Consider the following 26162-nt stretch of genomic DNA (forward strand, 5'->3'; position numbering starts at 1 on the left):
ATTTGCCAAAAGAATAAATCCAATATAAATTGTTCCTTATTACACCATGACGTTCAGCCGAATTTGCAATTCGGCTGAGAAAAAAGTCGGGAATTTGTCGCTCGAACTCCGTTCGCTTGCTACCGAAGGGACGCAAGAATTCCCACCGCAGAAAAAAGTTGTGCTAAGCCGAGGGAATGCAAGAGTTTCCACCGCAGAAAAAGTCGTTATGTTGTACGTAACATTTTGTCGCTTTGCGACAATGGGAGTTGCAAACTCCCGTTTAGTGATGCTGCCGAATTCGGAAATTCGGCAGAACTAAGAGGGGGTAAAGCTACCGAATTCTTGCGTCCCTTCGGTAGCAAGCGATCATAGGTCGAACGCGGAATTTTGGCAGAACATAGCGTCATTACGAAGTAGCGTATGATTTGTGATTTGCATTTGCCATTGAATAAAGAATTTTCGACCTACTCATCACCTGCCTTTGATATACTTTTGATATAGCCAACATATAGCCAACATATAGCTAACATATAGGCTACATATAGGCTACATATAGCTTGCATATACCTTCCATATACCTTGCCACTATTTTGTATTTACCAAAAGAATAAATCCATCATAAATTGTTCTTTATTGTTTTCGAATTGTTAATTATGAATTCTGAATTCTGAATTCTGACTTCTGACTTCCTGTTTTTTCAACTTTAAATTTTCAACTTTCAAGTTTAAAAATTGTCAATTGTCAACTGTGAATTGTGAATTGTTTATTATATTTGTAGCACAATTTCATTAACTATAATTAAAACAAATACTAACAAAAAATCATGAGAAGAGAAGCATTCAAGATGTTCCTGAAGCCGGGCTTCGAGGACGAGTATCAGAAACGCCATGCAGCCATCTGGCCAGAGTTGAAGAAGATGCTGTCGGACGGCGGTGTTCGCAACTATTCGATTTACTGGGACAAGGATACAAACATACTTTTTGCATATCAGGAGATAGAAGGTGAGGAATCGTCGCAAGACATGGGCGCAAACCCAGTTGTGCAGAAGTGGTGGGACTACATGGCAGACATTATGGAGGTGAACGAAGATAATTCTCCGGTAACTATCCCATTGTCAGAAAGATTTCACATGGATTGATAGAAATTAGTGTTTTTTTAGTATCTTTGCCTGCGTATATATCTTATAATTACTAACTGTATCGAAAGGCAAGGATGCTAAAAAAACTTTTATCAGTATTACTGATTACTTTTACGGCTGTTGGTGCTACGGCACAAGTGCAGTCATCTGATTATTACCGTTTTAAACAATATTCAACCCCCGACGGATTGCCAAACAACATGGTACATCAGGTGTACCAAGACAACGACGGCTTTCTGTGGGTGGCTACATACTACGGTCTGTTCCGCTATGACGGATATAACGTAAGCGCGCTGCGGACAGACTTTCATATCAAGAACATTCTGCCAAGCAGCAACGTTCTTTGCGTAAGGGAGAATGCGCAGAACCGCCTTTTTATCGGTACGCACGGCGGACTCTCAATCTACGATAAGCGTACGGGTGCAGTGAAAAGTTACACCGCCAACGGATTCGACAAACAGCGACTTAATGATATTTATGTTGCCTCGGACAAGAAAGTATATCTGGGCTACATTCGCGGTATGGCTTACTACGACGAGGCTAACGACTCGGTTGTGGCTATGACGCACAAGGTATGCGAGGGAGATATCCCCGAAGGCGTTAACATTCAGGGAATTATAGAGGATGCAAACCATAATCTGATAATCGGAACGTGGAGCAACGGCTTGTATCACTTTAACGTTAAGACAAAGGTCTTTACGCACTTCAATCCGTTTGGCGACAACACGCGCATCGTAAAACTCTACCGCGACTCCAACGGCTCGATGTGGGCTGGAACATGGGGCTCGGGATTCTTCCGCTTTAAGATAGATGTAAAGAACTATAAGGTTGATTACGAGCATTGGGCAAGTTCGGGAGGCGAGCGTTCGCTCATCTCAAACTACGTTCTTTCAATCTGCGAAGATGCAAACAAATGCCTGTGGCTGGGCACTCGCGACGGTGTGAGCATTATGCCGCTGGGCAGCGTGGGCACGTTTACCAACTATCAGGAGAAGGACAACCGCCACTATCTGCCGGCGCACGAGATAACATCGGTTATGCGAAGCAATAACGGTATCATCTGGCTTGGCTCGCAGGGCGATGGAATTCTGCGTGCCGAGGTCAATTCGGGCGCATTCACAACTATCGATTTTAAGCAGTTTCCGGCATTCAATACAAACCATATCAGCGGATTATATGTAGAGCCTAACGGCGCAATATGGGCTGGCATCGGCTATGGCATCGGTTATCTGCATGGAGGAAACGCCGTTAATGTAACGTCGTCTAAACTTCCGTATGCGGTAAAATACAGCCGAAGAACCAACGAGATTTTGGCAGTTACTCAGGACTGCGGCGTTACGGTATGCAACGGCGGAAAGGTGTTGAGGCAGTATCTTGTTGAAAACTGCGGATTCATTCCGCACAACTTGGTCTTTGATGTGTGCGAGGACCACGACGGCAACTGGTGGGTTGGCTCGTACAGGGGCTTGGGAATAAAATACAAGGACGGCAGGGAGTTCTGCATGAGTTCTGTTCCTGGCGCGCACAACGGACTTCTGCAAGAAACAACGCAGGTTATCGAAACGGCTGACAAGACTATCTGGCTGTGTACCAATGGTAAGGGCGTGGTTCACATTTCTGGCAGGTTGAACAATCCGCGTATGTTCGTGTGCCAGACTTACAGTCATGAAAATGAGCAACTTCCGGTTGATAATCCGTCATGCATCTATCAGGACAAGAAAGGCAGAATATGGGTAGGTGCGGAAGGCGCAGGACTCTGTCAGTATGATACAAAGAACGACTGCTTCACATCTGTCCATGCCAAGTACAACCTTCCGGGAAATATGGTGAACAGCATTCAGGAAGATGAGAACGGTAATCTGTGGATTGGAACGAACAACGGACTCGCCTGCCTTATTCTCGACGGAGAGCTGTCGGGCAAGGTGAGAGTGTTTACCGTTGCCGACGGATTGCCGGATAATTTCTTCAACATTCGTTCGGCTTTCTTCCGGGATGGTGTTCTGTATTTCGGCTGTGCCAACGGAATTGTTGCCTTCCGCTCGGACATCGTGAACAAGAAGAGCGGCACTCCGTCAATACATATCACCGACATCGTTATAGACGGCAAGTCGCTTTCCGACTACGACGATGAGGTGCGCACCAAGATTTCGAAATTCACTCCCGATTTTACAAACAAAATCGTTATTCCATACAACGCCAACAGCTTCGAGATTGAATTCGCATCGCTTACATACACCATGCCAAAGCAGAATCGCTACGCCTACAAACTCGAAGGCTATGACAAGGAATGGCAGTATGTCGATTCAGACCATCGCGAAGCTCGATATTCAAACCTTGCATCGGGAACATACGTCTTTAAGGTTAAGGGAACGAACGAAAACGGCGAGTGGAGCGAGGTTAAGACCATTACCGTGGTTATCACTCCGCCGTGGTGGCTCACTTGGTGGGCGTTCATGCTGTATATCGCTGCGGCGTTTACTATCTTCTACTTTGTGCTGAAGAATATGCGCAACCGCATGGCATTGCGCAACCGCATAAGGGTAAACGAGATGGAGAAGCATAAGGTTGAGGAACTGAACCACATCAAGCTTCAGTTCTTCACGAACATCACGCATGAGCTGATGACTCCGCTCACGATAATCTCGGCATCGCTCGACGACCTGAAGGAGCGCGTTCCGGAGGCTGGCGAACTGGCTCGCACGATGGACGTAAATGTTCACCGACTGATAAGGCTGTTGCAGCAGATTCTGGAGTTCCGCAAGGCGGAGACGGGTAACCTGAAACTGAGGGTTGCGAAGGGCGATTTGGCTCAGTTTGTGCGTCAGGAAGCCGAGAGTTTCGAATCTCTGATACGCAAGAAACAACTTCATTTCTCGGTTATGTGCGAGGAAGATGTGATGAACGCTTACTTCGACTGCGACAAGGTTGACAAGATTCTGTACAATCTTCTGTCTAATTCGGCAAAATACAGTAATGCAGGAGGTTATATCCTTCTTACTCTGAAATATCTGTCGGGAAAAGACTATGTTCAGCTTTCGGTAAAAGATAACGGAAAGGGCATCTCTAAGGAGAAGCAGAAAGACCTCTTTACGCGCTTCTACGAAGGCGATTACCGTCAGAAACATACCATCGGTACGGGTATCGGATTGTCTCTGGTGCGCGATTTGGTGAACCTTCATAAGGGTTCGATTACGGTCGAGAGCGAGGAAGGCAAGGGCACGGAATTCCTTGTTAAACTGCCAATCTGCAAGGAGGCTTATTCCGACGAGGAGATTATCGAAATTGACAATAAGGAACTCAATTCTTCTGAAGCGATAGCCGACAAATCTAACTACGAGGATGCCGACGACAACGCCGCTTCTGAGCCAGAGTTCGACGAAAATACGCCTTGTATCCTTCTTGTTGAGGATAACGAGGAACTTCTGAATGTGATGTACAGGCTTCTGTGCCGAAACTATCGTGTCTTGAAAGCTTCGAACGGAAAAGACGCATTCGACATTCTGAAGAGCGAGGACGTGAACCTTGTTGTTTCCGACATCTTGATGCCAGAGATGAACGGCATAGAACTCACGAAGAAGGTTAAGGCAGATATCGAAGTCTGTCACATCCCAATAATTCTGCTGAGTGCAAAGCGTACCGAGGAAGACCGCGACGAAGGCTATACCGCCGGTGCAGATGCTTATCTCACCAAGCCGTTCAATCTGTCGGCTCTTCATGCCCGAATTTCAAGTCTGCTTAACATGAAGTCGAGGGCGGCGAGCGACTTTAAGAAACAGCTCGTCATCGACATCAGCGGACTCGACTATACCGATATGGACGGCAAGTTCCTGTCGGATGCCATTGCGTGCGTAAACAAACAGCTCAACAATTCGGACTTCGACGTAACTCAGTTCTGCGCCGAGATGGCAACGAGCCGAACAACGCTCTACAAGAAACTACGTTCTCTAACCGGACTCACCACCACGGCGTTCATCCGCAACATCCGACTGAAGGCGGCTTGCAAGATAATGGAAGAGAATACGAACATCCGCATCAGCGACTTGGCATATACCGTAGGCTTCAACGACCCGAAATACTTCTCAATCTGCTTCAAAAAAGAGTTCGGAATGCAGCCGAGCGAGTATATTGAACGCTATGCCAACAAAATTGGCGATGACAGCAAAAATGCGGATGAGGCTGACAAATAAAGATGAAAAATGTTGGTTAAGTGTCATTTGAAACATTTTTCGACTTTTATTAAACATTTGTGAAAAGTGATTTTATGCAAGTTGGATATTTTTGTAGCGAATTTAAATAACGCATATGAAGAATCACTTTAATCTAAAGAGTTTATTGCTTTCGGCAGCGCTGGTGAGTGGTGCCGTTTGTGCCAATGCTCAGCAGACTGAGACGCTTTATCTGTCGGGCAAAGGCTTGTTCGATACAAAAAAATGGGACTTCCGATGCTCTGGAGGACAGAACAGCGGAAAATGGAAGAAGATAGAAGTTCCGTCGCAATGGGAACTGCAAGGCTTTGGTGATTATACCTACGGACGCTTTTATGTGAACAAGGGCGAGAAGGCGAGCGACGAAATTGGCGAGTACAAGACAAAGTTCAAACTTCCGGCTTCGTGGAACGGCAAGAAGGTGAGCATCGTTTTCGAAGGCTCTATGACCGATACCGAGGTGAAGGTTAACGGCAAACTCGCCGGCGCAATACATCAAGGCGGCTTCTATCAGTTTGAATATGATATAACGAATCTTCTCGTAGCAGGCAATAATCTGCTCGAGGTGAAGGTAAGCAAGGAGAGCGAGAACAAGTCGATAAACGGCGCAGAACGTCGTGCCGACTGGTGGCTCTTTGGCGGAATCTACCGTCCAGTATATCTGAAGGCAGAACCAAAGTCTAACATCCATCGCATTGCGGTAGATGCCAAGGCTGACGGTACGATGAACGTTGACCTTTACGCCGAGAATGTTCCGTCGGGAGCAACCGTAAAGTACGAACTCTCATCGCTCAAGAATCCTGCAAGCATCATCGCCACAAAGGAGATGAAGGCTTCGGCTGCCGATGTTCAGACACATTCGCTAAGCTGGGGCAATGTTGAAAAGTGGGAGTGCGAGCACCCGAATATGTACGTTCTGGGCATCACGCTTCAGGATGCCAATGGAAAGGCAATCCATAAGATTAGCCAGAGAGTGGGCTTCCGAACAGTTGAGTTCAGACCAGCCGACGGACTTTATGTAAACGATGTTAAGGTCGTTCTGAAGGGCGTGAACCGCCATTCGTTCCATCCAGAGGGCGGACGAACAACAAACAAGGCTCTCAGCATCGAGGATGCAAAGCTGATAAAGCAGATGAATATGAATGCCGTGCGTTCGCATTATCCGCCTGATAATCATTTTCTTGATGTGTGCGACTCGCTCGGTCTGTTCTATCTCGACGAACTTGCAGGCTGGCACGATGCCTACGACAGCAAGGTTGGTCCGAAACTCGTTGAGGAGATGCTTGTACGCGATGTGAATCATCCTTGTATCATCGTTTGGAACAACGGTAATGAGGGTGGCTGGAACTACAAACTCGACGGCTTGTTCGAGCAGTACGATCCGCAGAAACGCCACGTTATTCACCCTTGGGCCGACTTCAACCAGTTCGATACTCATCATTATCCGGCATTCCTCACAGGTGTTGGCAGATTCGTAAACGGCTATAAGGTGTTCATGCCAACCGAGTTTGAGCACGCCATGTACGACCAAGGTGCAGGTGCAGGACTCGAGGACTTCTGGGATAACTATACTTCTCATCCGTTGTTTGCCGGCGGCTTCATCTGGGCATTCTGCGACGAGACCGTTGTAAGAACCGATCGCAACAACGAACTCGACTCTGACGGCAGCAACGCTCCCGACGGAATCTTAGGCCCTTATCGCGAGAAGGAGGGTAGTTTCGATGCCGTTCGCAACGTATGGGCACCAATCCAGTTTAAGAAACTGTATATCACGCCTTCGTTCAAGGGCGATTTCATGGTAACAAACAAGTACTTGTACACAAATCTCGACAAGTGCAAGCTTAGATATAAAATCCTTGGCATCTCATCTCCGTTGAAGTCGGGCGAGAGCAAGGTGCTTTGCGAGGGACAGGCTGACTTCCCATCGCTCGAGCCAAACGAGACACGCAGAATGCACATCGACTTCCCTGCAAATCTGTTCGACGGCGATTTGCTCGAGATGACTGCTACAGACGAGCACGGCGAGGATGTCTGCACATGGACATGGCCAATTCATTATGCTCCTGATTATTTCGGCCGCCAGAATTCATCTCGCAAGTACGATTTGAAGAGTGCGCAAAAGGCTGAGTTTGTCGAGAGTGCCGACGAGGTTGTTCTGAAGGCAAACGGCGTTGAGGCTCGCTTCAACAAGGCTGACGGACAGCTGAAGAATGTATTGGCAGACGGCAAGGAATCTTCGTTGAAGAACGGTCCTACAACCGTTGGACTGAAGATGAAGTTCCAGAGTGCGAGCGTCCGCAACGACGGCAACGACGCCGTTTATGTAGTCAAATATCTTGGCGGAGTTGACTCGATTGTATGGCGTATGCAGCCCGACGGCGTTCTCGGTCTTGATGCCGTGATGCTTAACCGTGCCAACGGCGGAAAGGGCTTCGACGATGCCTTTATGGATACAGACGTGCGCAACTTCGGCTTCAACTTCAGTTACGACGAGCAGAGCGTAAAGGGCATGAAGTGGATGGGACGCGGTCCTTATCGCGTTTGGAAGAACAGAATCCGCGGTCACAACATCGGTATGTGGCACAAAGACTATAACAACACGATTACAGGTGAGACAAAGAAGGGCAAACTCGAATATCCTGAGTTCAAGGGCTATCATGCCAACATCTACTGGGCTACTCTCGAGAGCGATACCACTCCGATGACGGTATTCAGCGAGACCGATGGTGTGTTCTTCAGAGTCTTCACTCCACAGGAGCCAGAGGGCAGAGCCGGCGGAAAGAACACGATGCCATCGTTCCCAGAGGGCGACATCTCTTTCTTGCTCGACATTCCGGCAATCCAGTCGTTCAAGCCGGTTTCTCAGCACGGCCCTAAGAGCCAGCCGGGAAACATCCGCATAAAGCAGGGCGATGAGGGCCTGAAACTGAAACTCTGGTTTAAATTCAAGTAGAGACAAACTTATTAGAATAATGAAGAAAATAGCTATTTCACTGCTTTTTGGTGCTATGCTTGGCATAGTGCCGATGAAGGCGCAGACAAAGTACGATTTCTCTAAACTCAAGACCGAGAATCTGGGCAGAGGCGTCGTTGCCGTGCGCCAGAGTCAGAAGGAAGTGTTTGTTACATGGCGCTATCTTGTTCAGGATGCGCGCAATGTGGCATTCAATGTCTACCGCGACGGTAAGAAACTTAACTCTACACCAATCGAGAAGGTAACTTATTTTGTTGATAATAATGCTTCATCGGCTGCTGCCAAATATACTGTTAAGCCGGTTATCAACGGCAAGGAGACCGATGGAAAGAGCGGCACATTCGCAATGCAGGCAAATGCTCCTGTCGGATATGTGAATATTCCGTTGCAGAAGCCTGCCGGAGGCAAGACTCCAGATGGCAAGACATACGGCTATACTGCCAACGATGCAAGCATAGGCGATGTTGATGGCGATGGTGAATATGAGATATTCTTGAAGTGGGAGCCTACAAATGCCCACGACAACTCGCACAACGGATACACAGGCAACGTGCTTATCGACTGCTATCGTCTCAGCGGCGAGAAGCTGTGGCGCGTTGACCTCGGTCGTAACATCCGTGCCGGAGCGCACTATACTCAGTTCATGGTGTTCGATTTCGATGGCGACGGAAAGGCAGAAATGGCTGTCCGCACATCCGACGGCTCGAAGGACGGCAAAGGCAAGATTATCGGCGATGCAAAGGCTGATTATCGCAGTCCGAACGGTCATGTCTTCACCGGAAAGGAATATCTGACCGTATTCAACGGATTGACCGGTGCGGCTATGGCAAGCGTAGACTTCGAACCAAAACGCGGCGATACCAAGGATTGGGGCGACGACCACGGAAACCGCAGCGAACGAATGCTTGCTGCCGTGGCTTATCTCGACGGCATACGTCCAAGCATCATCATGTGCCGTGGATATTATGCAAAGACGATGCTCGCTGCATATAACTGGGACGGAAAGAATCTAAGCAAAAAGTGGATTTTCGACAGTTCGGTTAAGGGCAATGAAGACTATGCCGGACAGGGCAATCACAACCTTCGTGTGGGCGATGTTGACGGCGACGGCTGCGACGAGATTATCTACGGCTCATGCGCCATCGACCACGACGGAAAGGGACTTTACTCAACCAAGATGGGACACGGCGATGCTATGCATCTTACTCAGTTCATTCCAGGCAAGCCAGCCCTTCAGGTGTGGGACTGCCACGAGAACAAGAAGGACGGCTCAACCCTTACAGATGCTGCAACAGGAAAGGTGCTCTTCCAACTTCCGTCTAACATCGATGTAGGAAGGTGTATGGCTGCCGATATTATGCCAAGCAACAACGGCGTTGAGATGTGGTCAATCGACAGCAAGGGCATCTACAATTATAAAGGAAAGAAGGTGGCAGACCTCAAGTTCTCTCGTCAGAATCCTTTCCCTATAAACAGCGCAGTTTGGTGGGACGGCGACCTTTCTCGCGAACTTCTCGACCGCAACGTTGTTTACAAGTATAACGAAAAGACTAACCGATGCGACACTCTTCAGGTGTTCGACGGAACAATAAGCAACAACGGAACAAAGGCTACTCCTTGCTTGCAGGGCGACCTCTACGGAGACTGGCGCGAAGAAGTGCTGATGCACACAAAAGACGATAAGAACCTTCGTCTTTACGTCTCAACTCTTCCTGCTGAATATCGTTTCCACACGTTCCTGACAGACCCAGTCTATCGTATCAGCATCGCCACTCAGAATGTGGCATACAATCAGCCAACACAGCCGGGCTTCTACTTCGGAACTGACCTCAGCGGCGATTTCCGCGGTGCTATGCTTCCGCTTAAGGACGACCGCAAGGTAAAGACTGAGGAAGATGTGAATAAGGTTATCGACCTCACTCTCGACAGTCTGAACAAGGCGAACACAGTTCGTCCTGTTGCAGGCTCTTCGCGCAAGGGACACAATCCGGTTCTCTTCCTTGTCGGAAATTCAACAATGCGTACCGGAACTCTCGGCAACGGAAACAATGGTCAGTGGGGCTGGGGATACTACGCTCACGAGTATTTCGACGAGAACTATATCACGGTAGAGAATCACGCTCTTGGCGGAACATCGCCTCGTACATTCTACCGCCATCTGTGGCCAGATGTAATCAAGGGCGTTCAGAAGGGTGATTACGTCATTCTCGAGCTCGGACACAACGACAACGGTCCGATAGACTCGGGCAGAGCGCGTTCTTCAATAAAGGGCATCGGCAACGATTCTGTTGTGGTGACAATCAAGGAGACAGGCGCAGTTGAAACAGTCTATTCTTTCGGCGGATATCTTCGTCGCTTCATCAACGAGATTCGTGCTAAGGGCGCAACTCCAATCTTGTTCACCCTCACTCCGCGTAACTCTTGGGACAACGATAGCACCATCACCCGTAAGCTCACAAACTTCGATCCTTGGATAAAGGCTATTTCAGAGGAGATGAACGTAGCCCTCGTAGACTTGGAAGACATCACGGCTAAGAAGTTCGAGAAGTTCGGTCCAAAGAAGGTTAACTATCATTTCTATCTCGATAAGATTCACAGCAGCGAGTTTGGCGCGCGCATCAATGCCGAGTCGGCAGCCGAGGGAATCGCAGCATGTTCGGCAACCGATTTGCGCGACTATCTCAAGCCGCTCAACAAGCCAACCGTTAAGGTTAAGCGCGAGAAGGGTAAGCCTGTTGTGTTCCTCACTGGCGACTCAACCGTGAAGAACGAGGACAAGAAAGACGATGGCATGTGGGGCTGGGGCAGTCAGGCTTCGCTCGTGTTCAACACCGAAAAGTGTACTCCGGTGAACTGTGCAAAGGCTGGACGTAGCTGCCGTACCTATCTCGACGAAGGCCGTTGGGACGAGGTTTACAACAGTATTCAGCCGGGCGACTATGTTCTGATTCAGTTTGGACACAACGATATGGGTCCAATCAACACAGGCAAGGCGAGAGCCGATATTGCCGGAACAGCCGACAGCAGTCATGTGTACAAGATGGAGAAGACACAGCGCTACAAGGTTGTTTACACCTTCGGATGGTATCTCCGCAAGTTTATCGAGGATGTAAGAGAGAAGGGTGGAACACCAATCCTCTTGAGCCTCACTCCGCGTAACATCTGGAAGGATGGCAAGATTGAGCGTCGCAACGATTCTTACGGAAAGTGGTATCGCGAGGTTGTTGAGCAGACAGGCGTTGCCTTTGTCGATGTTCACAACATCTCAGCCGACTTCCTCGACAAGTTAGGCGAGGAGAAGGCAAAAGAATACTACAACCACGACCATACGCACACTTCAAAGCTCGGTGCACAGAACAACGCCCGTTCTTTTGCCAAGGGTGCAAAGAAAAACAAACAACTGAAAGCACTAAAGAAACTTCTGAAATAATAAGGTTCATAAATTAAAAAGAGGACATAGCCCGGCAGTTTTTGTCGGGCTATGTTTTTTTCATGCGCTAAAAACTTTAGACTTGTTTTGATATACCATATTTATGTTATTTTGCTCTGTTTTCATGCTTCCAAATTCCGAAAATCTTCCATGCCTAATACATATTTTCTGTTTTTTTCATATTTTTGCGCCGCAAAAAATGAGTTAAGTAAAGATGGCTATAGAACAAGCATTATTCAAACGTTCCGAGTTGCTGTTAGGCAACGAAACAATGGAGTGTTTTGCTCAGAAAAAAGTGATTATTTTTGGAGTTGGAGGCGTTGGCTCATGGTGTGCCGAGAGTCTTATCCGCAGTGGCATCCGTCAGCTGACTATCGTAGACAGCGACCGCGTGTGTATAACAAATATAAACCGCCAACTTATGGCAACTACCAAAACTGTTGGACAGGTAAAGGTGGTGGCACTAAGAGAGCGTTTGTTAACCATCAATCCAAAGGCTGAAATTACGGCATTGCAGAAAATTTTCACGCAAGAAACAGCCGATGATTTCGACTTGGACAGTTACGACTATATCGTCGATGCCATCGACTCGCTCAAAGACAAGGCTTTGCTCATACTGATGGCATGTCGCACCAAGGCAAAGTTCTTTTCGTCTATGGGAGCAGCATTGAAGATGGATGCTACACGCATAAAAGTTGCCGAATTTTGGAAGGTACAAGGCGATCCGTTAGCGCGTGCATTGCGAAAGAAGTTCAAGTCGCAGCAACAGTTTCCTAAGCATAAATTCATGTGCGTTTATAGCGACGAGTTACTTGCAAACCGAGGTCACAATGCTACCTGCGGAACAGAACAATGTATGTGTCCTAAGGCCAAGAATGGTCCAGGCGACCCTTCTCTTTTGAATCACGAGTGGTGCTCGTCAAAGGCTCAGATAAACGGCACAATGGCGCATATCACAGCCATCTTTGGCTTTATGCTTGGCGGTTTGGTGCTGGCAGATATTGATAGGCAATCTCATAACTAAGAGAAAGTTGTAAATAGACAACTTACAGTTGACTTCTTGAAGTTTGAAAACCGAAAGTTGAAAGGTAGGAATAGACAAGCCGATAGCAAGGGGATAGCAAGGGGATAGTAAGGGGATAGCAAGGGGCAAGTAAACTGGAAGGAACGAAGACAGTAGGACTTGGATGATTTGAAAATTTGGAGTTGAAAGTTGAAAAAGGGTGGAATTCTGAATTGACAATTCACAGTTGACAATTGACAATTTTTGAAGTTGAAACTTGAAAATTGAAAAAGGGGGGATTCAGAATTCACAATTAACAAATTGAAAACAATAAAGAACAATTTGTGATGGATTTATTCTTTTGGTAAATACGAAATAGCGGCAAGGTACGTCCAAGGTACATCCAAGGTACGATGAAGCAACATTAAGGGTATGTTCAAGGAAGCCAGAAGGAAGTAGGTAGGAAGATAGTAGAAAGAAGGTAGCAAGATAGTAGGAAGAAGGTAGGAAGATAGTAGCAAGGGGATAGTAAGACGAAAGGTTCGTCCAATGTTGGTTATGGGTAAGTTGAAAATCCAAGGAGTTGAAGGTTGCAAAATTTGATTCAGAGTACATCATAGTAATTGATAAAATAATGACTGTTCGTTGTTAATATGAAAATTATCACGATATTTGTAAATACAATGAAACGTTTGTTCGAATCTGAAGAAATAGAGTCGTTATGGTAGAATTTAAATTTTCACAGTTTGGAACTAATTTTGGTTCTAGTGATATGGGAGCGAAGATAAGGCAACAACTGCGTCCTTTGCTCGACAATGACGAGAAAGTTGTTCTTGATTTTACTGGCGTAAATGTGGTTACAAACTCTTTTGCTGATGAATGTATCGCAAAATTGCTTATCGAAATGTCTCTTGACGATTTGAGGGAGCACACAACATTCCGCGGCTTGAATCCGTTGGCAGAACGCAGCGTGCTTGTTGCCTTGCAAAGACGGTATAAGGTGATACGCAAACAGGTGAAAATCTAAACTTTTCGTGTTGTAAGAGTTAACAGACAGGTTGTTAATCTAATAGGATGTCGTAAATGAATAATCAGATTTACAACATTCTATTTTTATCATCTTGCGCGCGATAAAAACAGATAGACAAAATCACCATCGTTTGAGATATTTCATTATCTTTGCGGTCAAAAGTTAAACAAATAAAAATATTTTTCGTAAAAAACAGAAATAAAGAAAATATAACATATTAAAATATTGAGCTTTACGCTCTTATTCTCGGTTCAGAAAAAATCGCCAATTTTAAATGTACACAGAGAGTAAGTTCGCGGAGAGGTTCACGTCGTATAGGCGTGAGCCGTTTCGTGCTTATTTTTGTGTACGGGTGTTTGGCGATGCCTTCTGAATCAAAATAAGCATCAAAGAAACGGTTTCGCGCTTTTTCCTTTTTGCTTGTCTAAGAGAATTTTCAAGAGTATGAAGCCGGTAAACTTTTGAAAATATGGCAAAAACTAAAATACAGTCAGTTGAACCGAATATTGCAGACTTGGCAAATGGTTGGCTAAAATCGTACAATTTGGATTATAAGTTAGAGCAGGAATCTCTTAATAGCTCGATAGATAAGGCATTGGACGAATATATATCAAAACAAGGCAAAGATGGTGGTAATCGTCCAGACTGTAAACTGCTTGCAACTGACAGCTATGGTTCTTTTTACCCTGTCTTAATAGAGTACAAAGGCTATAAGGACAAACTTGTGAAATTTGACGAAAACGGAAATGTTGCTCTTAAAACTTCCGACAATAAAGATGACTTTAAAAGCATAAATACTTATGCGGTAAACGGCGCGGTTCATTATGCAAATGCACTTTTGCATTACACCGATTATGAAGATATTATTTCCATTGGTGTTACAGGTTATAAGGATGATGCTGGCATTTTGCAGAACGAAATAGGTGTGTATTACGTGTCGAGCAAAAACTTTGGCTATGGACAGGAAGTTGCAAAATATTCAGATTTGTCGTTCCTCAAAAAAGAGAATTTTGATTCTTTTATTCAAAAAGTAAAATCGTTAAATCTTACAGAAGAAGAGAAAAACAAGAGCATAGAAAAGCGTGAAGCTGAAATATCTTCAAGTCTTGTAAAACTAAACAACGACATTTATAAAAACGAGAACGGACTTGGAGAGTCTGCTCGCATTTATCTTGTTGCAGCCTCTATAATCGCAAATCTTGGTATTAAGGGTGATAAATATGTAAAACCACTCGAAAAATCAGACTTGAAAAGTTCTGCGGAGAAAGGTGAGCGTGATGGTGATATTATGCTGCGTAAAATCGAAGCATTTTTGAGTGCAAAGAATGTTCCCGAAGATAAAAAGAATCTTATTATTCAGAATTTTTCAGAAGGACTTTTGACTAACGAAAACATCAATAAACCAATAAACGGCGAAAGTCAGCTTAAAAGAGTGTTTTCGAAAGTAATAGACGATTTGGGACTTTATTACAAAATTGGACTTACGACAGATTTTACAGGCAAACTATTCAATGAGATGTACAACTGGCTTGGCTTCACACAAGACAAACTCAATGATGTTGTCTTAACCCCAAGATATGTTGCAACTTTTTTAGCTCGTCTTGCCCGTGTGAATAAGGACAGTTATGTTTGGGATTTTGCAACTGGTTCGGCAGGTCTTTTGGTTGCTGCCATGAACGTTATGATTGACGATGCAAAGGCAAACATCCAAAGTCCAGACGAGTTCAAGAAAAAAGAGGCGCATATAAAGGCAAATCAACTTTTGGGATTGGAAATTTTACCGTCAATTTATATGCTTGCAATCCTCAATATGATTTTGATGGGCGATGGAAGCAGCAATATCATAAATAAAGATTCTCTTAACGATTATGACGGAAATTATGGTTTTGTACGTACTACTGAAAAGTTCCCAGCTACTGCGTTTGTGTTGAATCCGCCGTATTCAGCAGGTGGCAACGGAATGGTGTTTGTAGAGAAGGCACTTTCGATGATGAACAAAGGTTATGCTGCGATAATCATTCAGAACAGTGCGGGAAGCGGAAAAGCTGTTGAATACAACAAGCGCATTTTGAAACATTCTACGCTTCTTGCAAGTATAAAAATGCCGATAGATTTGTTTGTTGGAAAATCGAGCGTTCAGACGAATGTGTATGTGTTTAGAGTAGGCGAGGCTCATCAGAAAGACGAAATAGTAAAGTTTATCGATTTTTCTAACGATGGCTATGCAAGAACTAGCCGCAAGAAAGCAAGCGTTAATCTTCGCGATACTGACAATGCAAAAGGACGATATGAGGAAGTCGTGAACCTTGTTCGTTTCGGTAAGAGTAAACTGAATATCTTTACTGAAAAAGAATATTACGAAGGTACGATCGACCCGGAAAACGGAGCGGATTGGAATCAGAGCGCGCCAGTAGATACTAAGCCAACGCTTGCCGATTTCAAAAAGACTGTGTCCGATTATCTTGCATGGGAGGTCAGTAGTCTTTTGAAGAATCCTATGAATGGAGGTGAAGGCTTGGGAAAATAGATGCCCCACTTGATGAGAAACTTAAGGCTGTCAAGTGGGGTGAATATAGGCTGGGAGATTTGTTTGAAATAAATCCCACAAAGTGGTATAAACTTACAAACGAGCAAATAATGTCGAAAAATGGTACGGTACCGCTTGTGTCGAACTCTTCAATAGATAATGGGGTAATGGGCTTTTCAAGCCTTGAAGCAAACAACTCGGGTAATTCTATAAGCTGTTCTGATACAACGCTTGGTGCAGATACTATGTATTATCAGAAAGATGATTTTATAGGCTATCAGCACATTCAACATTTAGTGTCAAAATTTTTACCGTTCAATCAGGAGATTGCTTTGTATATAATTTCTGCTTGTAGAGTTGCAACTTCAAACGCTGGTTATGATTATGGTCATAAATTTAATCGAGATGCTATGAACTCCACGATAATCCATCTCCCTCAGACCAACGATGGTGAAATCGACTTTGATTTTATGGAGTCATTTATACGCGAGATAAAAGAGGAAAATATGTGTAAACTTTCTGCTTACCTTACGACTACAGGTTTGTCAGACTATACTTTGACAGAAAGTGAATCTAACGCTTTGCGAACTATAGATTCGCTTGAGTGGCGAGAGTTTAAAGTGGAAAAATTATTTGGAAAATCTACTCGTGGCAAACGATTGAAAAGTGATGACAGAACAGAAGGCGATTTGCCTTTTGTTACGGCTGGTGAAGCAGATACTGGAATCTCTGCATTTATTTCAAATGAGGTTGAAGTCTTTTCAAAGAACACGACAACGATAGATATGTTTGGTTCTGCAAAGTACCGCAATTATGATTACGGGGCAGATGACCATGTTGCTGTTGTTCATACGGAAAATCTTGATAAATTCGCTGCAATATTTGTTACTACAGCTTGTCATAAATCAGCTCATAACGGGCAATTCAATTATGGACATAATTTTTATGCAAAAGATGCAGATGAGTTGAATATTATGCTTCCTGTTCGTGACGGTGCACCCAATTATATGGCAATGCAAGAACTTATCTGCGCAGTGCAGAAACTGGTAATAAAAGATGTTGTATTATACGCTAATAAAAAGATAGCAAGTGTATAAAAATCAAAGGCTGCTCCCTTGGGAACAGCCTTTTTTAATCCTTTAATCTGTAAAGGTTGAAGATTAAGCCTCTGCTGGTGCTTCTTCTGTAGCAGCAGCCTCTTCAGCTGGAGCTTCAGCAGCCTCTGCCTCTGCCTTTGCAGCAGCTTCAGCCTCAGCCTTAGCAAGAGCCTCAGCAGCCTTCTTGTCGGCAACCTTCTTAGCGATAGTCTCGTTAACCTTCTTCTCTGCCTCAAGACGAGCAGCAACGTCAGCCTTCTTTGCATCAGCAACCTTAGCCTTAGCAGCGTCAGTCTTCTGAGTCTTAGCGTTCTTCCAAGCCTCGAACTTAGCAGCACAAGCAGCCTCGTCGAATGCGCCCTTCTTTACACCACCCTTAAGGTGCTTCATCATGTAAACGCCCTCGTTTGAAAGGATGTTGCGAACAGTGTCAGTTGGCTGAGCACCAGTCTCAACCCAGTACAATGCACGCTCAAAGTTCAAATCTACTGTAGCAGGATTGGTGTTAGGGTTGTAAGTACCAATCTTCTCTGTAAACTTACCATCACGTGGAGCTCTTACATCAGCAATAACGATTGAGTAGAAAGCGTAGCTCTTACGACCGTTACGCTGCAATCTAATTCTTGTAGCCATTTTGTTAAAATGTTTTTAAAATGAATAATAGGTTTGAAATGTCTCTAACTCGTAAAGACGGCTGCAAAGATAATCCTTTTTTTTTGATTGGCAAAGAATAAGTGTCTGAAAATGCACCTCTTATTTTATCTGTCCATCTCCAAGAGCCACTTCTCGAGCTCGCCTGTCCACTCTCTCTTGTAAGTGAACGAGTCGCGGTAGCCCCAGCCGTGTCCGCCTATAGGGTACATGTGGATAGTGCAAGGCACTTTGTGTGCGATGAGAGCCTGAGCGTAGCGGATTGTGTTTTCAGGAACAACAACTTTGTCGTCGGCGCTGAATACGATGAAAGCCTTTGGAGTTGTCTCGCTAACGCAAAGTTCGTTGCTGAAGCCCTTGACAACCATTTCTGTCGGATTCTTGCCGATGAGATTCTCTCTTGAGCCGCGGTGTGTGATGCTCTGGTCCATAGAGATTACAGGATACAGAAGAATCTGGAAGTTTGGACCTTCGGCAGATGAAAGGTGAGTGGCTGCTGTAGAAGCCAGATGACCGCCGGCTGATGAACCCATGATTCCCACCTTGCGCTTGTCAACGCCCCAGTCGCGCTCATGGTCGCGTACAACCTTCAGAGCCTGCTTAACATCCTCCAACGGAACACCGTTGTGCTGGTTTGGCATACGGTACTTCAGAACACAGAAAGTGATTCCCTGATTGTTGAACCACTGAGCCATGTCTGTTCCCTCGTGTGCGAAGGCAAGGTGAGTGTAGCCGCCGCCGGGACAGCATACGATAGCCTTTCCGTTGGCTTTCTTGGCAGGGTAGCACCACAATTCAGCCTCGGCTACGTTTACATATCCGCTGCCTTCTTTTTTCTCCTGACCGGCAAGTCCGTTGTCGGTTGGTGCTCCCTTAGAGCCCCAAAGTTTGATGATTTCAGGCTTCTGAGCCTTTACTCCTGTTGTAACAGCAGCAATGAGTGATAGTAAGAACAAAAATCTTTTCATGTTTATTAAATAATAGTAAATACTAAACTTTTTGGCAAACAAAAATAGGTAAAAAAACATTTCCGTTTGCATTAACGGTGACTTTTTTTAGTATAATTGTGATAAATCCGAACAATTTTAAAGAAAAGAGTATTTATTGAAAAAATAATCACTTGTTTTTTTCTTTGTTTAAGATAAAATACCTACATTTGCTCGATTTTTGTAATGTAGACTTGTCAAATATGGCAGATGCAATTAAACATCAGGGAATAATTGATTCGATAGAAGAAAATCATATTAAAGTAAAGATTGTACAAACGTCGGCGTGTGCATCCTGCAAGGCGTTGGACATGTGTAAGTCGGCGGAGAGTAAGGAACATCTTATAGATATTTACGACTATGAAGCTACTAACTATGCGGTAGGCGACGAGGTGACGGTGGTTGGTGCAACATCATACGGCATTCAGGCCGTACTGCTTGCATATATGTATCCGTTTGTGCTGTTGCTCGTGGCTACGTTCGCTGCATACTATGCCTTTGGTAAGAACGAGATTGTTGCGGCCGCTGCAGGCCTTGGCATTCTTGTGCCATATTATTTCGTTCTGTATACTATGCGTGCCAGATTGACAAAGAAATTTTCTTTTACAATAATAAAAAACTAAATAATAAAAATCAAACTTATGAATGTAATTCTGATTGCAGTAATTGTTCTTGGAGCAATAGGACTGTTGGCTTCTTTGGTCTTGTTCTTTGCCTCTAAGAAGTTTGCTGTTCACGAAGATCCACGCATCGGACAGGTGTCTGAGGTTTTGCCACAGGCAAACTGCGGTGGATGTGGCTTTCCGGGATGTTCAGGCTTTGCCGCAGCATGCGTAAAGGCTGCCGACGGCGGTTCGCTCGAGGGCAAGCTCTGTCCAGTAGGCGGTCAGCCTGTTATGGAGAAGGTTGCAGCTATCCTTGGTCTTGAGGCTGCTGCTGCCGAGCCAAAGGTGGCTGTTGTTAGATGTAACGGCTCATGCCAGAACCGCCCTCGCATTGTCGAGTACGACGGAGCAATCTCTTGCCGCGTTGCAAATGCAACAGGTGCTGGTGAGACTGCTTGCCAGTTCGGATGTCTGGGCTGCGGCGATTGTGTTGGCGCATGTAAGTTCGACGCCATCCACATGAACCCAGAGACTGGCCTGCCAGAGGTTGACGAGGAGAAGTGTACAGCCTGCGGTGCATGTTCTAAGGCTTGTCCGCGTAACATCATCGAGATTCGTCCAAAGGGTCGTGTAGTGAAAGGTTCTGCCCGCCGTGTGTGGGTTGACTGTGTTAACAAGGACAAGGGTCCTGTTGCAATGAAGGCATGTAACGTGTCATGTATCGGTTGCGGCAAGTGTGTTAAGGTATGTAAGTTCGAGGCTATCACCCTTGAGAACAACCTCGCATACATCGACCCTGAGAAGTGTAAGGCTTGCGGTCAGTGCGTAAACGCATGTAACGTACGCCACGCAATCCACGCTACATGGGAAGTTCCTGTACCAAAGCCAAAGACTGAGGATGCACCAGCTGCTGCTCCGGCTGCTCCAAAGGCTGAGGCTGCTGCTGTCGAGGCTCCAAAACCTGCGGCAGAGGAAACTCCAAAGGCAGAGGCTTAATCAAATTTAGTAACAAACAAAAAACCGAATAAAGTGAAGACATTTAGAATTGGCGGTGTTCATCCCGAAGAAAATAAATTGTCTGCCGACCAGCCGATAAAGGTTGCAGCCCTCCCTGAGGTTGCTGTGTTCCCGCTTGGTCAGCATATCGGTGCGCCGGCTAAGGCTGTTGTTGCAAAGGGCGACAAGGTCAAGGTCGGAACCATGATTGCCGAGGCAGGAGGTTTCGTTTCGGCAGGTATTTACTCTTCTGTCTCAGGAACTGTGCAGAAGATTGATACAGTTATCGATGCAAGCGGTTATCGCAAGCCTGCTATATATATAAAGGTTGAGGGTGACGAATGGGAAGAGACTATCGACCGCAGCGAAGACCTTGTCAAGACTGCTGACCGTCCCGACCTCACTCCTGAGCTCATCGTTGAGAAGATAAAGAACGCCGGACTTGTTGGTATGGGAGGTGCTTGCTTCCCTGTACACGTTAAGCTCTGTCCTCCTCCGGGAGCAAAGGCTGAGTGCGTTATCATCAACGCTGTTGAGTGCGAGCCATATCTTACTGCCGACCATCGTCTGATGCTCGAGAAGGCAGATCAGGTTCTCGTTGGTGTTGACCTCATCATGAAGGCTGTAAAGGTAAACAAGGGTTACATCGGTATCGAGGAGAACAAGCCAGATGCCATCAAACTGATGACAGAGAAGGCTCAGGCTTATCCAAACATCGAGATTGTACCTTTGAAGACTAAATATCCACAGGGTGGTGAGAAGCAACTTATCGACGCAGTTATCCGCCGTCAGGTTCCTGCTCCTCCAGCAATTCCAATCAGCGTGGGCGCAGTTGTTCAGAACGTAGGTACTGCATACGCCGTTTACGAGGCAGTTATGAAGAACAAGCCATTGTTCGAGCGTATCGTTACAGTTACAGGTAAGAGCCTTGCACAGCCAAGCAACTTCCTTGCTCGTATGGGTACACCGATGAGCCAGTTGATTGAGGCTTGCGGCGGACTTCCATCTGACACAGGTAAGGTTATCGGCGGCGGTCCTATGATGGGTAAGGCACTCATGAATATCGAAGTGCCAATCTGCAAGGGTTCATCAGGCGTTCTTATCATGAACGACAAGGAGGCAAAGCGCGGAAAGGCAAGCAACTGTATCCGCTGTGCCAAGTGTGTTAGCGCATGTCCTATGGGATTGGAGCCATTCTTGTTGGCTACAGTTTCGGCAAAGGCTAACTGGGAGAAGGCTGAGGCTGAGGACATCACATCATGTATCGAGTGCGGTTCTTGCCAGTTTACTTGTCCTTCGCACAGACCTCTGCTCGACAATATCCGTATCGGTAAGCAGACAGTAATGGGCATTATCAGAGCCCGTAACACTAAATAATTAAGAAAATGGGAAAATTAACAATATCTTTGTCACCACACGTACACAGCGGCGACAGTGTACAGAATAACATGCTCAATGTTATCATTGCGCTTGTGCCTGCTGCGTTGTTCTCATTGTACGCGTTTGGTGTTGGTGCTGCTGTTGTAATGCTCACATCAGTTGCAGCATGTGTGTTCTTTGAATGGGCAATTACACGATTCATTCTGAAGGCAGAGCCAACCGTTTGCGACTTGTCTGCTGCCCTCACAGGTCTGTTGCTCGGCTTCAACCTGCCAAGTAACCTTCCTATCTGGATTATCATCATCGGTGCGCTCGTTGCCATCGGCATCGGCAAGATGACATTCGGCGGTCTTGGCTGCAACATCTTCAACCCTGCGCTCGTTGGTCGTGTATTCCTTCTTATTTCGTTCCCTGTGCAGATGACAACATGGCCAGAGGCTGGTCAGCTCGGTGCTTATACCGATGCAACAACCGGTGCAACTCCATTGTCTGTCATGACAACAGCCATCAAGAGCGGCGATGCTTCAGTATTGAGCCAGCTTCCAAGTTCTATGGATATGCTTCTCGGAACTTACTCACAGGGCGGTGCAGGCTGTCTTGGTGAGATTTCAGCTCTTGCATTGCTCATCGGCTTTGCATGGATGCTTTTCAAGAAGACAATCACATGGCATATTCCTGTATCTATCATCGGTACAGTTCTTGTGTTCGCAGGACTTTTGCACGTTGCAAATCCTGTATATGCTGATCCGTTCCAAGTATTGTTCAGCGGTGGTCTGATGTTGGGTGCTATCTTCATGGCAACCGACTATGTTTCATCACCAATGAACTCAAAGGGACAGGTTATCTATGGTGTAGCAATAGGCTTCCTTACAGTTGTAATCCGTAACTTCGGTGCATATCCAGAAGGTATGTCGTTTGCAATTCTTATAATGAATGCCTTTACACCACTTATCAACAATTATTGTAAACCTAAAAGATTTGGGGAGGTTGTTAAGAAATGAAAAAGCTTGATTCTACTATTGGTAATATGGCCATTGTACTGACCGTAGTGTCGGTTGTGGCTGCTGGTATTCTGGCTTATGTAAACCAGATGACAGCCCCTCAGATTGAGAAGATTAAGGCTGAGAACCTTGCTGCTGGTATCCAGAAGGTTCTTGTTGCTGAAGCAGCTCCTGTAGTTCAGAAGGTTGATACAATGAAGAACGAGAAGGGCGATATTACTGCCATCATCTACAACACCGACAAGGGTGCAGCCGTACAGAGCACAGACCCTAACGGTTTTGGCGGTAACCTTACAATCCTCGTTGGTTTCGATGAGGCTGGAAGCATCAAGGGCTATCAGGTTCTTGAGACTGCCGAGACTCCGGGACTTGGAGCAAAGGCTTCTACTTGGTTCCAGAAGGACGGCAAGGGTAACATCATCGGGAAGAATCCGGGCGAGAAGGAGCTTGTTGTAAGCAAGGACGGTGGCGATGTTGATGCCATCACTGCTTCAACAATCACAAGCCGCGCATTCCTCCGTGCCGTTAATGCAGCATACAAGGCTTACAAGAGCGGCGCATCATGCAGCGCGCCTGCCGTTGCTGCCGACGAGTGCGTAAATGATTCGGTTGCCGAGACTTCAACATGTAGTAACAAATAAAAGAAAGGAGTATCGATATGAATAATTTTAAAATTCTGCTAAACGGTATCATTAAAGAGAACCCTACGTTTGTACTCCTTTTGGGTATGTGTCCTACGCTGGGTACAACATCATCGGCTATCAACGGTATGTCTATGGGATTGGCGACAACGGCAGTCTTGATTTTCTCAAACTTCCTCATCTCGCTTATCAAGAACCTTATTCCTGATATGGTTCGTATCCCATCTTACATCGTGGTGATTGCCAGCTTGGTAACAATCCTTCAGATGGTTCTTCAGGCATACGTGCCAGATGTTTACGCATCTCTTGGTCTGTTCATTCCGCTTATCGTTGTAAACTGTATCATCCTTGGTCGTGCCGAGGCTTTCGCGGCAAAGAACGGTCCAATCCCATCAATCTTCGACGGTATTGGTATCGGTCTTGGTTTCACCCTTGGTCTTACAACTCTTGGTGCAGTTCGCGAGTTCCTCGGTTCTGGTAAGATTTTCAACTTTGAAATCTTCCCTGAGAACTACGGAATGTTGGTGTTTGTGCTGGCTCCGGGTGCGTTTCTTGCGCTTGGCTATCTTATCGCCATCGTAAACAAGTTAAAAGCATAACCTGTAAAAGTTAAGAATTATGGCATTTATACTTATATTTATTACCGCTATATTTGTGAACAACGTAGTGTTGTCACAGTTCTTGGGTATCTGTCCGTTCCTCGGCGTTTCAAAGAAGATTGAGACAGCCTCTGGTATGGGTGCGGCTGTAGCCTTTGTGCTCACAATCGCAACTATCGTGACATATCTTTTGCAGAAGTTCGTGCTCGACGCATTCGGCTTGCAGTACTTGCAGACAATTGCGTTCATCCTCGTTATTGCTGCACTTGTACAGATGGTTGAGATTATTCTGAAGAAGGTTTCTCCAGCTCTTTACCAGAGCCTTGGTGTGTTCCTTCCTCTTATCACAACAAACTGCTGTATCCTTGGTGTTGCAATCATCGTGGCACAGGGCACATACGCAACATACGGCATCGAGCCAAACCTTCTTACTGGTATTGTGTATGCGTTCTCAACTGCTTTGGGCTTTGCACTTGCAATGGTTATCTTTGCCGGTATTCGCGAGCAGCTTGACCTTGTTGAAGTTCCTGCCGGAATGAAGGGTACAGCCATCGCGCTTGTTTCTGCCGGTCTTTTGGCAATGGCATTCATGGGCTTCAGCGGAGTTGATGGTGGATTGAAAGTTCTCTTTGGACTATAAAAATAGCCAAATCATAGTTTAAAAAGATGGCTGAACATAGAAGTTCGGCCGTCTTTTTTTGTTTTGAGGCAAATTTATCTCCTTTTTCTGTTGCGTTTGCGAAAAAAATACTATCTTTGCCAGACAATAAAAACACTAATAAGATGAAAGGTACTATATTGGTTACTGGCGGAACCGGATTTATCGGTTCGCACACGGTGGTTGAGTTGCAGAGCGTTGGCTACAAGGTTGTTATTGTCGACAACTTGTCGAACTCTAAGAAAGAGGTTGTTGATGGAATTGAAAAGATTTCAGGAATCAGACCCGACTTTGAGGAAGTTGATTGTACTGATTTCGCCAAACTCGAGGCGGTATTTGCAAAGTATGGTAACATTGACGGAATCATACATTTCGCAGCCAGCAAGGCAGTTGGAGAAAGCGTTCAGAAGCCGCTGCTTTACTATCGCAACAATATAGTGTCACTCATTAACCTGCTTGAACTTATGCCAAAGTACGGAACAAAGGGAATCATCTTCTCTTCTTCTTGTACGGTATATGGCCAGCCAGACCCGGAGAATCTGCCTGTAACTGAGGCTGCTCCGATTAAGAAGGCTGAAAGCCCTTACGGCAATACAAAGCAGGTAAACGAGGAGATTATTCAGGATTATGTGCATAGCGGTGCAAACGTAAGAGCTATTCTCCTTCGTTACTTTAACCCGATAGGTTCGCACCCAACATCAATCATCGGCGAGATGCCGAACGGTGTTCCGCAGAACCTTATCCCTTACCTTACACAGACTGCCATCGGCATTCGCGAGCAGTTGAGCGTGTTTGGTGACGATTATGATACCCCAGACGGATCATGTATCCGCGACTATATATACGTTGTTGACTTGGCAAAGGCTCATGTATGTGCAATGGCAAGAATCCTTGAGAACAAGCAGAACGAGCCGGTTGAAATCTTCAACGTTGGAACAGGAAAGGGCGTTTCGGTTCTCGAGCTTATCAATACCTTCGAAAAGGTTACAGGCGTTAAACTGAACTACAAGATTGTTGGTCGCCGTGCCGGAGATATCGAGAAGGTTTGGGCTGATCCAAAGAAGGCAAACGAGGTTCTTGGATGGAAGGCCGAAACAAGTCTGGAAGACACTCTCGCAAGTGCTTGGAAATGGCAGGTAAAACTTCGCGAAGAGGGTATTCAGTAAAAAGAAATACTTAGAGCAAAATTATATATTGCATAGTAGTTTTGTCGTGTTTTATTTTGTGTTTGTGTTGTAATCATCTCTCACCGTGATGGT

General features: G+C 45.7%; 18 protein-coding genes. 16 read left to right on the plus strand and 2 right to left on the minus strand.

What is annotated here, in order from left to right:
* The first annotated feature begins 805 nt into the window (after positions 1–805).
* From rhaM to T538_RS0107430, 8 genes are all read left to right on the plus strand, one after another.
* On the plus strand, positions 806–1120 hold the full coding sequence (rhaM, locus tag T538_RS0107395; RefSeq protein ID WP_031533195.1) for an L-rhamnose mutarotase: 315 nt from the start codon (positions 806–808) through the stop codon (positions 1118–1120).
* Positions 1121–1194: 74 nt separating this feature from the next.
* Positions 1195–5307: a hybrid sensor histidine kinase/response regulator transcription factor gene (locus T538_RS0107400; RefSeq protein ID WP_081834908.1), complete on the plus strand. Its 4113-nt coding sequence runs from the start codon at positions 1195–1197 to the stop codon at positions 5305–5307.
* A gap of 115 nt (positions 5308–5422) precedes the next feature.
* A complete protein-coding gene (locus tag T538_RS0107405) occupies positions 5423–8278 on the plus strand; it encodes a glycoside hydrolase family 2 protein (protein WP_031533199.1) in 2856 nt (951 codons plus the stop codon).
* A 19-nt stretch (positions 8279–8297) separates the two neighbouring features.
* A complete protein-coding gene (locus tag T538_RS18865; protein ID WP_231497083.1) occupies positions 8298–11729 on the plus strand; it encodes a rhamnogalacturonan lyase family protein in 3432 nt (1143 codons plus the stop codon).
* A gap of 214 nt (positions 11730–11943) precedes the next feature.
* Complete coding sequence (locus T538_RS0107415; RefSeq protein ID WP_031533202.1) at positions 11944–12753, plus strand: tRNA threonylcarbamoyladenosine dehydratase; 810 nt, start codon at positions 11944–11946, stop codon at positions 12751–12753.
* A 700-nt stretch (positions 12754–13453) separates the two neighbouring features.
* Positions 13454–13759 (plus strand): STAS-like domain-containing protein, encoded by a 306-nt coding sequence (locus T538_RS0107420; RefSeq protein WP_031533203.1) that lies wholly within the window; start codon positions 13454–13456, stop codon positions 13757–13759.
* A gap of 472 nt (positions 13760–14231) precedes the next feature.
* The gene (locus tag T538_RS0107425; RefSeq protein ID WP_031533204.1) at positions 14232–16289 is read left to right on the plus strand and encodes an HsdM family class I SAM-dependent methyltransferase; all 2058 of its coding nucleotides are present in this window, start codon (positions 14232–14234) and stop codon (positions 16287–16289) included.
* Positions 16286–17386: a restriction endonuclease subunit S gene (locus T538_RS0107430; protein WP_155993059.1), complete on the plus strand. Its 1101-nt coding sequence runs from the start codon at positions 16286–16288 to the stop codon at positions 17384–17386. Before T538_RS0107425 ends, T538_RS0107430 begins: the two co-directional genes overlap by 4 nt.
* Before the next feature lie 63 nt (positions 17387–17449).
* On the opposite strand, the gene T538_RS0107435 is transcribed toward T538_RS0107430, so the two are convergent.
* Both T538_RS0107435 and T538_RS0107440 read right to left on the minus strand, forming a co-directional pair.
* Complete coding sequence (locus T538_RS0107435; protein ID WP_031533207.1) at positions 17450–18019, minus strand: 30S ribosomal protein S16; 570 nt, start codon at positions 18017–18019, stop codon at positions 17450–17452.
* Between the two features lie 125 nt (positions 18020–18144).
* Positions 18145–19005, minus strand: coding sequence for an alpha/beta hydrolase (locus T538_RS0107440; protein ID WP_031533209.1), 861 nt, complete (start codon positions 19003–19005; stop codon positions 18145–18147).
* 221 nt (positions 19006–19226) lie between these two features.
* On the opposite strand from T538_RS0107440, the gene T538_RS0107445 reads away from it, so the two are divergent.
* From T538_RS0107445 to galE, 8 genes are all read left to right on the plus strand, one after another.
* A complete protein-coding gene (locus T538_RS0107445; protein WP_031533210.1) occupies positions 19227–19646 on the plus strand; it encodes a SoxR reducing system RseC family protein in 420 nt (139 codons plus the stop codon).
* Positions 19647–19664: 18 nt separating this feature from the next.
* Positions 19665–20624, plus strand: coding sequence for a Fe-S cluster domain-containing protein (locus T538_RS0107450; protein ID WP_031533211.1), 960 nt, complete (start codon positions 19665–19667; stop codon positions 20622–20624).
* Positions 20625–20657: 33 nt separating this feature from the next.
* Positions 20658–22001, plus strand: coding sequence for an electron transport complex subunit RsxC (gene rsxC / locus T538_RS0107455; RefSeq protein ID WP_031533213.1), 1344 nt, complete (start codon positions 20658–20660; stop codon positions 21999–22001).
* A gap of 8 nt (positions 22002–22009) precedes the next feature.
* On the plus strand, positions 22010–23005 hold the full coding sequence (locus T538_RS0107460; protein WP_031533215.1) for an RnfABCDGE type electron transport complex subunit D: 996 nt from the start codon (positions 22010–22012) through the stop codon (positions 23003–23005).
* Positions 23002–23646: an RnfABCDGE type electron transport complex subunit G gene (locus T538_RS0107465; protein WP_031540961.1), complete on the plus strand. Its 645-nt coding sequence runs from the start codon at positions 23002–23004 to the stop codon at positions 23644–23646. Before T538_RS0107460 ends, T538_RS0107465 begins: the two co-directional genes overlap by 4 nt.
* A gap of 17 nt (positions 23647–23663) precedes the next feature.
* Positions 23664–24245 carry an RnfABCDGE type electron transport complex subunit E gene (locus tag T538_RS0107470; protein WP_031533218.1) on the plus strand — a complete coding sequence of 194 codons (582 nt, stop codon included), beginning with the start codon at positions 23664–23666 and terminating at the stop codon, positions 24243–24245.
* 19 nt (positions 24246–24264) lie between these two features.
* Positions 24265–24885: an electron transport complex protein RnfA gene (locus T538_RS0107475; protein ID WP_031533219.1), complete on the plus strand. Its 621-nt coding sequence runs from the start codon at positions 24265–24267 to the stop codon at positions 24883–24885.
* Between the two features lie 143 nt (positions 24886–25028).
* Complete coding sequence (galE, locus tag T538_RS0107480) at positions 25029–26069, plus strand: UDP-glucose 4-epimerase GalE (protein WP_031533220.1); 1041 nt, start codon at positions 25029–25031, stop codon at positions 26067–26069.
* Positions 26070–26162 lie beyond the last annotated feature (93 nt).

This window comes from Bacteroides sp. Ga6A2, from assembly GCF_000702225.1.
GTDB lineage: Bacteria > Bacteroidota > Bacteroidia > Bacteroidales > Bacteroidaceae > Ga6A1.

Bases quoted from the DNA above. Each gene is read 5' to 3' on its own strand.
- rhaM (WP_031533195.1), top strand. From the start codon at position 806: ATGAGAAGAGAAGCATTCAAGATGTTCCTGAAGCCGGGCTTCGAGGAC.
- T538_RS0107400 (WP_081834908.1), top strand. From the start codon at position 1,195: ATGCTAAAAAAACTTTTATCAGTATTACTGATTACTTTTACGGCTGTT.
- T538_RS0107405 (WP_031533199.1), top strand. From the start codon at position 5,423: ATGAAGAATCACTTTAATCTAAAGAGTTTATTGCTTTCGGCAGCGCTG.
- T538_RS18865 (WP_231497083.1), top strand. From the start codon at position 8,298: ATGAAGAAAATAGCTATTTCACTGCTTTTTGGTGCTATGCTTGGCATA.
- T538_RS0107415 (WP_031533202.1), top strand. From the start codon at position 11,944: ATGGCTATAGAACAAGCATTATTCAAACGTTCCGAGTTGCTGTTAGGC.
- T538_RS0107420 (WP_031533203.1), top strand. From the start codon at position 13,454: ATGGTAGAATTTAAATTTTCACAGTTTGGAACTAATTTTGGTTCTAGT.
- T538_RS0107425 (WP_031533204.1), top strand. From the start codon at position 14,232: ATGGCAAAAACTAAAATACAGTCAGTTGAACCGAATATTGCAGACTTG.
- T538_RS0107435 (WP_031533207.1), bottom strand. From the start codon at position 18,019: ATGGCTACAAGAATTAGATTGCAGCGTAACGGTCGTAAGAGCTACGCT.
- T538_RS0107440 (WP_031533209.1), bottom strand. From the start codon at position 19,005: ATGAAAAGATTTTTGTTCTTACTATCACTCATTGCTGCTGTTACAACA.
- T538_RS0107445 (WP_031533210.1), top strand. From the start codon at position 19,227: ATGGCAGATGCAATTAAACATCAGGGAATAATTGATTCGATAGAAGAA.
- T538_RS0107450 (WP_031533211.1), top strand. From the start codon at position 19,665: ATGAATGTAATTCTGATTGCAGTAATTGTTCTTGGAGCAATAGGACTG.
- T538_RS0107460 (WP_031533215.1), top strand. From the start codon at position 22,010: ATGGGAAAATTAACAATATCTTTGTCACCACACGTACACAGCGGCGAC.
- T538_RS0107465 (WP_031540961.1), top strand. From the start codon at position 23,002: ATGAAAAAGCTTGATTCTACTATTGGTAATATGGCCATTGTACTGACC.
- T538_RS0107470 (WP_031533218.1), top strand. From the start codon at position 23,664: ATGAATAATTTTAAAATTCTGCTAAACGGTATCATTAAAGAGAACCCT.
- T538_RS0107475 (WP_031533219.1), top strand. From the start codon at position 24,265: ATGGCATTTATACTTATATTTATTACCGCTATATTTGTGAACAACGTA.
- galE (WP_031533220.1), top strand. From the start codon at position 25,029: ATGAAAGGTACTATATTGGTTACTGGCGGAACCGGATTTATCGGTTCG.